This window comes from Mycobacterium sp. (assembly GCF_049673265.1).
Taxonomy (GTDB): domain Bacteria; phylum Actinomycetota; class Actinomycetes; order Mycobacteriales; family Mycobacteriaceae; genus Mycobacterium.
Window position 1 is genome coordinate 1 of the sequence record NZ_JBATXN010000432.1, and the last position, 10,864, is coordinate 10,864.

Annotated in this window: 9 protein-coding genes, 1 pseudogene and 1 riboswitch; of the genes and pseudogenes, 6 read left to right on the forward strand and 4 right to left on the reverse strand. The window is 65.6% G+C overall.

Translation table 11 applies throughout. From position 1 onward, the window contains the following. Window positions 1-84: 84 nt before the first annotated feature. Entirely contained in the window at window positions 85-2,310 is a 2,226-nt protein-coding gene (locus WBF82_RS15040) for an NADP-dependent isocitrate dehydrogenase (protein ID WP_424383793.1), read from the reverse strand. A gap of 125 nt (window positions 2,311-2,435) precedes the next feature. Beyond that, window positions 2,436-2,556: riboswitch (SAM riboswitch) on the forward strand. A gap of 172 nt (window positions 2,557-2,728) precedes the next feature. Between WBF82_RS15040 and WBF82_RS15045 the strand changes: the two genes are divergently transcribed. Genes WBF82_RS15045 through WBF82_RS15055 form a run of 3 tightly spaced genes read left to right on the forward strand, consistent with a single transcriptional unit; the run spans window position 2,729 to window position 5,980 of the window. Continuing rightward, entirely contained in the window at window positions 2,729-4,087 is a 1,359-nt protein-coding gene (locus WBF82_RS15045; RefSeq protein WP_424383794.1) for a bifunctional o-acetylhomoserine/o-acetylserine sulfhydrylase, read from the forward strand. A 10-nt stretch (window positions 4,088-4,097) separates the two neighbouring features. Beyond that, window positions 4,098-5,252 carry a homoserine O-acetyltransferase MetX gene (metX, locus tag WBF82_RS15050; RefSeq protein WP_424383795.1) on the forward strand — a complete coding sequence of 385 codons (1,155 nt, stop codon included), beginning with the start codon at window positions 4,098-4,100 and terminating at the stop codon, window positions 5,250-5,252. Continuing rightward, the gene (locus WBF82_RS15055) at window positions 5,249-5,980 is read left to right on the forward strand and encodes a class I SAM-dependent methyltransferase (protein ID WP_424383796.1); all 732 of its coding nucleotides are present in this window, start codon (window positions 5,249-5,251) and stop codon (window positions 5,978-5,980) included. The genes metX and WBF82_RS15055 overlap by 4 nt, the downstream gene beginning before the upstream one ends. A 30-nt stretch (window positions 5,981-6,010) precedes the next feature. On the opposite strand, the gene WBF82_RS15060 is transcribed toward WBF82_RS15055, so the two are convergent. Continuing rightward, on the reverse strand, window positions 6,011-7,462 hold the full coding sequence (locus WBF82_RS15060; RefSeq protein ID WP_424383797.1) for an FAD-binding protein: 1,452 nt from the start codon (window positions 7,460-7,462) through the stop codon (window positions 6,011-6,013). A gap of 124 nt (window positions 7,463-7,586) precedes the next feature. Between WBF82_RS15060 and WBF82_RS15065 the strand changes: the two are divergent. Next, window positions 7,587-7,988, forward strand: a pseudogene (locus tag WBF82_RS15065) (DUF732 domain-containing protein); the annotation flags it as partial. Here WBF82_RS15065 and WBF82_RS15070 read toward each other — a convergent pair. Together WBF82_RS15070 and WBF82_RS15075 are read right to left on the reverse strand one after the other, a co-directional pair. Continuing rightward, the gene (locus WBF82_RS15070) at window positions 7,988-8,269 is read right to left on the reverse strand and encodes a DUF3017 domain-containing protein (RefSeq protein WP_424383798.1); all 282 of its coding nucleotides are present in this window, start codon (window positions 8,267-8,269) and stop codon (window positions 7,988-7,990) included. The pseudogene WBF82_RS15065 and the gene WBF82_RS15070 overlap by 1 nt on opposite strands. Continuing rightward, window positions 8,266-9,111, reverse strand: a complete 846-nt coding sequence (locus WBF82_RS15075; RefSeq protein ID WP_424383799.1) for a bifunctional methylenetetrahydrofolate dehydrogenase/methenyltetrahydrofolate cyclohydrolase — start codon at window positions 9,109-9,111, stop codon at window positions 8,266-8,268. Before WBF82_RS15075 ends, WBF82_RS15070 begins: the two co-directional genes overlap by 4 nt. 27 nt (window positions 9,112-9,138) lie before the next feature. Here WBF82_RS15075 and WBF82_RS15080 point away from each other — a divergent pair, with 27 nt between their 5' ends. Both WBF82_RS15080 and WBF82_RS15085 read left to right on the forward strand, forming a co-directional pair. After that, window positions 9,139-10,350, forward strand: a complete 1,212-nt coding sequence (locus WBF82_RS15080; RefSeq protein ID WP_424383800.1) for an NADH:flavin oxidoreductase — start codon at window positions 9,139-9,141, stop codon at window positions 10,348-10,350. Window positions 10,351-10,409: 59 nt separating this feature from the next. Beyond that, a partial coding sequence (locus tag WBF82_RS15085; RefSeq protein ID WP_424383801.1) for an FHA domain-containing protein occupies window positions 10,410-10,864 on the forward strand: 455 nt, incomplete at its 3' end.

Sequence of the window (10,864 nt, forward strand, 5' to 3'; positions counted from 1 at the left end):
TAAAAAGGATCCTGCAAAATCTCGCGGCTTTCGCAGTTTGGTGCAGCCGCGTACCGGCGAGACTTACCCGTTCAGGTATTCGCGTCAGTCCAGGGCAGCGTTGAGAGTCTTACTCGGTCGCATCACCGCAGTGGTCTTCTCGTCGTCCGGCCGGTAGTAGCCGCCGATATCCACCGCGTCGCCTTGGGCTTCGGCGAGTTCGGCGACGATGACGTCTTCGCTCTCGGTCAACACATCGGCCAGTGCCGCGAAGTGCTTCTGCAACTCGCCATCGTCGGTCTGGGCGGCCAATTCCTGCGCCCAGTACATCGCCAAATAGAACTGGCTGCCCCGGTTGTCGAGCTCGCCGGGCTTGCGCGACGGGCTCTTGTTGTTGTCCAGCAGTTTGCCGATCGCAGCGTCGAGCGTCTTACCCAGGATCTTGGCCCGCTCATTGCCGGTTTTGATCCCGACGTCTTCGAAACATGCTCCCAATGCAAGGAATTCGCCGAGCGAATCCCAACGTAGGTGATTTTCTTCGACCAGTTGGTGGACGTGCTTGGGCGCTGAACCGCCCGCTCCTGTTTCGTACATGCCGCCGCCGGCCATCAACGGCACGATGGACAGCATCTTGGCGCTGGTGCCCAGCTCCAGGATCGGGAACAGGTCGGTGAGGTAGTCGCGCAGGATGTTGCCGGTCGCGGCGATGGTGTCCAGCCCGCGAACGACGCGTTCAAGCGTGTACCGCATCGCCCATACCTGCGGCATGATCTGGATCTCGGCACCTTCAGTGTCGTGGTCCTTGAGGTATGCCTTGACCTTCTTGCGCAGCTCCACCTCGTGGGGACGTTCGGTGTCCAGCCAAAACACCACCGTCATACCGGAATTGCGGGCACGGGTCACAGCCAGCTTGACCCAGTCCTGTATCGCCGCGTCGGTGACAACCGGCATGCGCCAAATGTCGCCGGTTTCCACGTTTTGCGTCAGCAGCACCTCGCCGGTGTCGATGTCGACGATATTGGCGACGCCATCCTCGGGGATCTCGAAGGTCTTGTCGTGGCTGCCGTACTCCTCGGCCTGCTGCGCCATCAAACCGACGTTGGGCACGGTGCCCATGGTGGTTGGATCAAACTGGCCGTGCGTCTTACAGAAGTTGATCATCTCCTGATAGATGCGACTGAAGGTGGACTCCGGGTTGACGGCCTTGGTGTCCTTGAGTTTGCCGTCAGCGCCGTACATCTTGCCGCCCGCGCGGATCATCGCCGGCATCGACGCGTCCACGATTACGTCGCTGGGCGAATGAAAGTTGGTGATACCCCTGGCCGAATCCACCATCGCCAGCTCGGGACGATGCTCGTGACAACGGTGGAGATCGTCGATGATCTCGTCGCGCTGCGACGCGGGCAGCGACTCGATCTTGCCGTAGAGATCGGATAGCCCGTTGTTGACGTTTACGCCCAGTTCTTCGAACAGGTCGTGGTGCTTGGCGAAAGCGTCTTTGTAGAAGACCCTGACCGCATGTCCGAAAACGATGGGGTGTGAGACCTTCATCATCGTGGCCTTCACATGCAACGAGAACATCACGCCAGTCTCGTATGCGTCTTCCATCTCGCTCTCGTAAAAGTCGTAGATCGCTTTCTTGCTCATGAACATGCTGTCGATGACGTCGCCTTCCTGCAGCGACACCTCAGGCTTGAGCACGATCGTCTTGCCGCTTGTGGTCTCCAACTCCATCTTGACGTTGCGCGCACGGTCCAGCGTCATCGACTTCTCGCCGTGGTAGAAGTCGCCACCCCGCATGGTTGCGACATGGGTACGCGATGCCATCGACCAGTCGCCCATGCTGTGCGGGTGCTTGCGGGCATACTCTTTGACGGCCTTCGGCGCGCGACGGTCCGAATTGCCCTGCCGCAGAACTGGATTCACGGCACTGCCAAGGCACTTGGCATAGCGGTCCCGAATTTCCTTGTCCTCGTCTGTTTTCGGGCTTTGCGGATAATCCGGAATCTTGAAGCCCTTGCCTTGCAATTCCTTGACGGCGGCGATCAGCTGGGGCACCGAGGCGCTGATGTTCGGCAGCTTGATGATGTTGGTGTCGGGTTGCTGCGTCAGCCGGCCCAGCTCGCCCAGGTTGTCGGGCACTTTCTGGTCGTCGGTCAGATAATCGGGGAACTCAGCAAGGATCCGGGCGGCTACCGAGATGTCGCTGGTCTTGATCTCGATGCCCGCCGGCTCGGCGAAGGCACGCACGATCGGCAGAAAAGAGTAAGTCGCCAGCAGCGGCGCCTCGTCGGTCAGCGTGTAGATGATGGTCGGCTGTTCGGCGCTCACGGTCTGTCTCCCGGCGGTTAAGTCTTCGCGTTTGTAACGGTGCGTGCCACGTTATCAAGGGCATATGGGGGTGGGCAGAGCACGACGGTGGCACCCAATCGGCTTAATGAGTTAAGCTTCGTTTCGGTCATGAGCGCCAGCGTCAAGCCCCGGCTTGCTGGCCGGCAACCCTCCAACCGCGGTGGGGTGCCCCGGGTGATGACCAGGTTGAGTAGCCAAAACCGGCTACGTCGGCAAGCGCGGGTCCGCCGTGACGGGCCCCCCGAGTAGACAGGGAAGCCTGATGCGCACCTATTTGGGCTGGCTCATCGTTCGTCGCAGTTGCTAAACGCAAGGCTGCCGGTTGACGTCGTTTCAGATGACGTCCCGCGCAGCTGCGAGCACTCGACCACCCATTTCCTCCCAGAAAGACATCCACGTGAGCTCCGAAACCAACGCCGATAGCGAAACCGATCCGACCGCGCACTGGTCGTTCGAAACCAAACAGGTCCACGCCGGCCAGCAGCCGGACCCGGCCACCAGCGCCCGGGCGCTGCCGATCTACCAGACCACGTCGTACGTCTTCGACGACACCGCACACGCCGCGGCGCTGTTCGGGCTGGAAGTGCCGGGCAACATCTACACCCGCATCGGCAACCCGACCACCGACGTCGTCGAGCAGCGCATCGCCGCGCTAGAGGGCGGGGTGGCCGCGCTGTTCGTGGCCTCCGGGCAGGCCGCGGAGACGTTCGCGATCTTGAACGTGGCCGGCGCCGGCGACCACATCGTGTCCAGCCCGCGGCTCTACGGCGGCACCTACAACCTGTTCCACTATTCGCTGCCCAAGCTGGGCGTCGACGTCAGCTTCGTCGAGGACCCCGATAATTTAGAGTCTTGGGCTTCCGCCATGCGCCCCAACACCAAGGCGTTTTTTGCCGAGACCATCTCCAACCCCCAGATCGACGTGCTGGATACCCCCGGCGTCTCCGGGGTGGCCCACGAGCATGGCGTTCCGCTGATCGTCGACAACACCGTCGCCACCCCCTACCTGATTCAGCCGATCGCCCAGGGCGCCGACGTCGTGGTGCACTCGGCGACCAAGTACCTCGGTGGGCACGGCGCAGCGATCGCTGGCGTGATCGTCGACGGCGGCACCTTCGACTGGTCCCAGGACCGCTTTCCCGGGTTCACCACCCCCGATCCCAGCTACCACGGCGTGGTGTACGCGGAGCTGGGACCGCCGGCGTTCGCGGTCAAAGCGCGGGTGCAGCTCCTGCGCGACTATGGGTCGGCGGCGTCGCCGTTCAACGCGTTCCTGATTGCGCAAGGCCTGGAAACCCTGAGCTTGCGTATCGAGCGCCATGTCGCCAACGCCCAGCGCGTCGCCCAATTCCTGGACGACCACGACGATGTGCTTTCGGTCAACTACGCCGGCCTGCCCAGCTCGCCCTGGTATGAGCGGGCAAAGAAGTTGGCGCCCAAGGGAACCGGAGCTGTGTTGTCGTTCGAGTTGGCCGGTGGTGTCGAGGCGGGCAAGGCGTTCGTCAACGCGCTGAAACTGCACAGCCACGTCGCCAATATCGGAGATGTGCGATCGCTGGTGATTCACCCGGCCTCGACGACGCATTCGCAGCTCAGCCCCGCCGAGCAGCTGTCCACAGGCGTCAGCCCCGGGCTGGTGCGGCTGGCCGTGGGCATCGAGGGCATTGACGACATCCTGGCCGACCTCGAGCTTGGCTTCGCCGCGGCTCGGGCACACCGGGACGCTGGCGACCCGCACGCCGTGGCGGCGTTCTGAGGCGGCCGCGATGACGATCTTTGACGTGCCCACTCAGACACTGCCCGCCGAGGGCGAAGTCGGCGTTGTCGACATCGGCCCGCTGATCCTGGAAAGCGGCGCGGTACTCGACGACGTCAGCATCGCCGTTCAGCGGTGGGGCGAACTGTCGCCTACCCGCGACAACGTCGTGGTGGTGCTGCATGCGCTGACCGGCGATTCGCACATCACCGGACCGGCCGGCCCCGGGCATCCGACGCCGGGCTGGTGGGACGGCATAGCCGGCCCGGGCGGGCCAATCGACACCGACCGCTGGTGCGCGGTGGCCACCAATGTGCTGGGTGGGTGCCGCGGCTCCACCGGGCCGAGCTCGCTGGCCCCGGACGGAAAGCCCTGGGGTTCCAGGTTTCCGTTGATATCGGTGCGAGACCAGGTCGAGGCCGACGTGGCCGCGCTGGCGGCGCTGGGTATCACCGAGGTCGCCGCCGTGGTCGGCGGATCGATGGGCGGAGCCCGCGCGCTGGAATGGATCGTCGGCCACCCCGACCGGGTGGGCGCAGGCCTGCTGCTGGCGGTGGGCGCGCGTGCGACAGCCGACCAGATCGGCACCCAATGCACCCAGATCGCGGCGATCAAAGCCGACCCGAACTGGCAGGGCGGTGATTACCACCGCACCGGCCGCAGCCCCGATGCCGGGCTGCACATCGCCCGTCGCTTCGCCCACCTGACGTATCGCGGCGAGATCGAGCTGGACACCCGCTTCGCCAACGACGCGCAGGCCGGCGAAGACCCAGCGGATCCGGGCGGGCGCTACGCGGTGCAGAGCTACCTCGAACACCAAGGCGGCAAGCTGGTGTCGCGCTTCGACGCCGGCAGCTATGTGGTGCTGACCGAGGCGCTATCCCGGCATGATGTCGGCCGGGGCCGCGGCGGCGTAGCCGCGGCGCTGCGCGGTTGCCCGGTGCCGGTGGTGGTCGGCGGAATCACCTCTGACCGGCTTTACCCGCTCCGGCTGCAGGAGGAACTCGCCGAGCTGTTGCCCGGCTGTAGCCAGCTGCAGATCGTCGACTCGATCTACGGACACGACGGCTTTCTGGTGGAAGCCGAAGCGGTTGGTGACCTGGTACGGCAGACCCTCGACTTGGCCCGCGGACCGGCCACCGGCCAAGGCGCGTGTCCACGGTGACCCAGTCCCGGCAGGACCGCTCATTGTCATTTGGCTCTGAAGCGGCCGCGTACGAGCGCGGCAGGCCGTCATACCCGCCGGAGGCGATCGACTGGCTGCTGCCGGCCGGCGCTCGCGACGTGCTGGACCTCGGCGCCGGGACAGGCAAGCTGACCACCCGGCTGGCGGAGCGAGGCCTGGACGTCGTGGCCGTCGACCCGATCGCCGAGATGCTGGAGATGTTACGCAAGTCGCTGCCGGACACACCGGCGCTGCTCGGCACCGCGGAGGAGATCCCGCTGGCGGACAACAGCGTTGACGCCGTGCTCGTCGCGCAGGCTTGGCACTGGTTCAACCCGCAGCGAGCGATTCCCGAAGTGGTCCGGGTGCTGCGGCCGGGCGGGCGACTGGGGTTGGTGTGGAACACCCGCGACGAGCGCCTCGGCTGGGTGCGGGAGCTGGGGCAGATCATCGGCCGCGACGGAGACCCGGTGCATGACAAGGTGACCCTGCCCGATCCGTTCACCGAAGTGCACCGTCATCAGGTCGAGTGGACGAATTACCTTACGCCGCAAGCATTGATCGACTTGGTGGCTTCCCGCAGCTATTGCATCACCTCGCCGACACAAGTGCGCACCAAGACACTGGACCAGGTACGCGAATTGCTGGCCACCCATCCGGCGTTGGCGAACGCCGGAGGCCTTGCGCTGCCCTACGTCACGGTCTGCGTGCGCGCGACGCTATCCTGAGCCGCGCGACGCCGCCCACACTCGACGACGTCAGAAGGTGAGTCCGGAGAACATGATTCGGCCCGGGTCGTACTTCTGCCGGACGCCGCCGAGCCGGGATAGGTTCGCGCCGAAGTAGCGCGACGCCGGCTGGTTTGCCTCGATGTAGTTCACGTAGCCGCCGACCGAATACGGGCGTACCGCTTGATGGGCGGCGCCCAGCCAGCCGGTCGCTGCTGCGGGATCACCGGTTTCGACGTACCACTGCACCAGCGCGGACTGCTGACGCCAAGGGAACGCGGTGGCCCCGGGCGCCACGCTGGCGAGTGCGCCGTCGAGGGCGTGCATGATCGCCAGCATGCGGCCCGCGCCACGGGGAAAGGCGTCGACCGCCGAGGCGATCCCCTGGGCGGCGGCCGGGGTGATCGTCGTAAAGACGTCGGATCCGCCAACGTATCCCAGCGGCGACGGGTTGAGGTTGCCGACCGCAAGGTAATTCACCAAGTCCAAATAGTTGAACGTGTGGTTCTCGATCCCGGTCGGTTGGAGGCCGACTGCTGAGGTGATCGCCTTCGCCACGCTGGCACCCGACCCGGCCGGACAGGTCGCGAGGATGCGACAGTGGGTGCCCATCGCGTCGACGGTGGCGTCGGCCAACGCCCAGCTGCTCCGGTCAGCGGTGCGCAACCAGTTCTGCCAACCGACAAGGACCTGCGCGAACGATTGCGGCGAGAAGTTGAGGTTCACCGCGTCGACGTCGCTGGTGGGGAACGTGGCAAAGGTCAGCGAGGTGGTCACGCCGAAGTTGCCGCCACCACCACCGCGCAACGCCCAGAACAGGTCGGGGTTGTCGGCGGCAGATGCGGTGACCGCCTGACCGCTGGGCAGTACCACCGTCGCCGATCTCAACGCGTCACACATCAGGCCCGCATGCCGGGAATGGGCGCCCAGCCCGCCGCCCAGGGCGTGTCCCGAGGCGCCGACGGATGGGCAGGTACCGGTGGGGATCCCCCGCCCGGCCGCGGCCAGCGTCTGGTGCATCGCATACAAACTGGTCGCCGGCGCCACCGTGACCTGGCCGGTGCCGTTGTCGTAATTGATTCCCCCGGGCAGCTGACGCAAGTCGAGCACCATGGTTCCGTTGGCCGTGGAAGCGCCCACGTAGGAGTGCCCACCGCTGCGCGGGGCGACTTTGAGGTTATGGGCCGCCGCGAACGCTATCGCCTTTTGCACGTCCGCCGCCGACGTCGGGACGACGATCACGGCGGGCGTCGAGGAGTTGTAGTTGGTATTGAAAACCTGTTTGGCGGTGGCGAATTGGGGACCGTTGTCTGGTCCTATCACTTGCCCGCCGATCGCGGAGGCAAGCGGGCCCCAACCGGAGGCAATCGGATCGGCGTCGGCCCGGCCCAGGCCGGCTCGTCCAGGTCCTAGGATCGCGCCGGCGGCTAGTGCTCCGACGGCGCCACGTAGAAACGTCTGGCGCGAAATCTCACGCGTCACGTCCCGCATTGTCGATCACGAGAACCGCGGCGCCGCATGACGTGTCGCGGAATATCGGAAACGTGCGCGAACCTTAACCTCACCGTGTTGTGAACGTGACTGCGGTAAATCAAGGTTGCACAATATGGCGACGATCGACATCACCCGCAACCAACTGGCCGTTCGTCTGCTGCTTGGCGCCGGTTGCCTGATCACCGCGGCCGCACTGGTTTCGCCGCCGGTGCGGGCAGACCAAAACGACGACAGCTTCATCGACGCACTGAGCCACGCGGGCGTCGAGTACGGCGAACCGGGCAACGCGATGGCCGTGGGCCAGTCCATCTGCCCGATGCTCGCTCAACCGGGCGGCAGCTTCGCCGCCGTCGCATCGAGAGTCGGTAGCCGGGGCATGTCACCGCAGATGGCTCAGCTGTTCACCACGATCGCGATCCAAACCTACTGCCCAGAAGAGATGGCAAACATCCTCGGCGGCAACGTATCTGGCTTACAGCAGCTCCCGGGCGTGCCGAGCGCGATTCCGGGGATCTAACGGGTACCCAGCGGGTCGATCGTCCAGGCGATATAGACCATCGCCGTCGCGACCACGGCCATCGTGGTGAAGTCAATTCCTTTGCTGCGCAGCACCAGAAGCCCCGCACGGTCTTCGGTCAACGCAATCCGCAGCATCGCGGCGACCCCGACACCGATGCCGATCAACAGTGCCCCGCGGCGCCAGAAGTTCGCCGCCGCGAGCGCGAAAGCCACGACGAAGATCAACACGACCGTCACGATCGGCCACTGTGAGCGGAACAGCTGCCGCAGACTCATTGCCCTTCGGCCAATTCGACGACGTTGGTCAACAGGAACGCGCGAGTCAGCGGGCCGACACCACCGGGATTCGGCGACACCTGACCGGCGACATCCCACACCCCCGGGTGCACGTCACCGACTAGCCCATCGGTGGTACGGCTGACGCCGACATCGACGACAGCGGCGCCGGGGCGAACCATGTCTGCGGTCAGCATGTGCGGGACCCCGACCGCCGCCACAATGATGTCCGCCTGCCTGGTCAATGCGGGCAGATCGCGAGTCCCGGTGTGGCACAAGGTCACCGTGGCGTTTTCTGTGCGGCGGGTCAGTATCAGCCCCAGCGGACGACCGACCGTGACACCACGACCGAGGACCACGACGTGCGCGCCGGCGATCTCGACGTCAAAGCGCCGCAACAGGTGGACGATGCCGCGCGCCGTGCACGGCAGCGGCGCCGGGGTACCGAGCACCAGCCGGCCGAGGCTGGTCGGGTGCAACCCGTCGGCATCCTTGTCCGGGTCGACACGCTCCAACGCGGCATTCTCGTCTAGTTGCTTGGGCAGCGGTAACTGCACGATGTAGCCGGTGCACTCGGGGTTGGCGTTGAGTTCGTCGATGGTCTCGTTGAGCTTCGCCTGGCCGATATCGGCGGGCAGGTCGCGGCGCAGCGAGGTGATGCCGACCTTGGCGCAGTCGGAATGCTTTCCACGGACGTAGGCCTGCGACCCCGGGTCGTCGCCCACCAGGATGGTGCCCAAGCCCGGTGTCCGCCCTGCAGCGGTCAAAGCCGCCACCCGTTGCTTCAGGTCGACGAAGATCTCGTCGCGCGTGAGTTTGCCGTCCAACGTGATTGCGCCCACGTCTGACAGTCTGGCACGCTCCGGAGTATGTCGAGCCCTCCGGACGTGCTGAGCCCCGCCACGCTGGGTCCGATCACCCTGCGCAACCGCACCATCAAGTCCGCAACCTTCGAGGCCCGCACGCCCGACGCACTGGTCACCGACGACCTCATCGAATACCACCGGTTGCCCGCCGCCGGCGGGGTCGGCATGACCACAGTCGCCTACTGCGCGGTCTCCCAGGGGGGCCGGACCGAAGGCAACGGAATCTGGATGCGTCCGGAGGCAGTGCCCGGCTTCCGCCGGCTAACCGACGCGATTCACGCCGAGGGCGCGGCGGTCAGCGCTCAGATCGGCCACGCCGGTCCCGTCGCCAACGCCAAAACTAATAAGGCCACCGCCCTGGCGCCGGTGCGGTTCTTCAACCCCATCGGCATGCGGTTTGCCCGCAAGGCAACCCGCGACGACATCGACGATGTTATCGCCGCGCACGCCAACGCCGCCCGACTCGCGATCGAAGCCGGCTTCGATGCCGTCGAAATCCATTTGGGCCACAACTATTTGGCTAGTGCCTTTCTTTCGCCGTTGATCAATCGTCGCGGCGACGAATTCGGCGGATCGCTGGAGAACCGGGCCAAGGTCGCCCGCGGAATGGTGATGGCCGTTCGGCGCGCGGTGGCTAAAGAGGGCACACCGATCGCGGTGACCGCCAAGCTCAACATGACCGACGGTGTGCGCGGAGGTATCCCGGTCGAAGAGGCGCTGACGACGGCCAAGTGGCTACAGGACGACGGCGGGCTGGACGCAATCGAGCTGACCGCGGGCAGCTCGCTGGTCAACCCGATGTATCTGTTCCGCGGCGATGCACCGCTCAAGGAATTCGCCGGCGCCTTCAAGCCGCCGCTGCGCTGGGGCATGCGCATGACAGGTAAGAAGTTTCTCCGCGAGTACCCCTACCGCGAGGCCTATCTGTTGCGCGACGCCAAGCTGTTCCGCGCCGAGCTGACTATGCCGCTGATCCTGCTCGGCGGCATCACCAACCGGGAAACGATGGACCTGGCCATGGCGGAGGGATTCGATTTTGTGGCGATGGGTCGGGCTCTGCTGGCCGAGCCCGACCTGATCAACCGGATCGCCGCCGACGGCGCGGGCGTGCGCTCGGCGTGCACACACTGCAACCAGTGCATGCCGACGATCTATAGCCGCACCCACTGCGTGGTGACCGGCGCGCCTGACGCATTGGCCGGCCCGGGCCGCTAAAAGTCACGGCTATTCGTGTCGCGGTCAGTGACTCGAGCCGAGCAGCTAAAGTTGGGGCGATGAGTCAAGCAGCGCCGCCCGTGCTGACAGTCCGCTACGACGGATCTCAACGCACTTTCGCCGCAGGCCATGACGTGGTTGTCGGGCGAGATCTGCGCGCCGACATGCGCATCACGCATCCGCTGATCTCGCGCGCGCATCTACTGCTGCGCTTCGAGCAAGGGCGCTGGCTGGCCATCGACAACGGTTCGTTGAACGGAACCTACGTCAACGGGCGTCGGGTGCCGGTGGTCGACATTCACGACGGCCAGACCATCAACATCGGCAATCCAGACGGACCGCAACTTACGTTCGAGGTCGGTCACCACGCGGGGATGGCCGGCCGGCCGCCGCAAACCGCGTCGATGCGCGCTGTGCAGCCGGCCGCGGCCGGCCGCCCGCCATCTCCTCAGCCACCGCAGCTAGCGCGTCCAACATCGGGCCCTCCGCCGGGCGCGCTACGGCCCCCACCAGC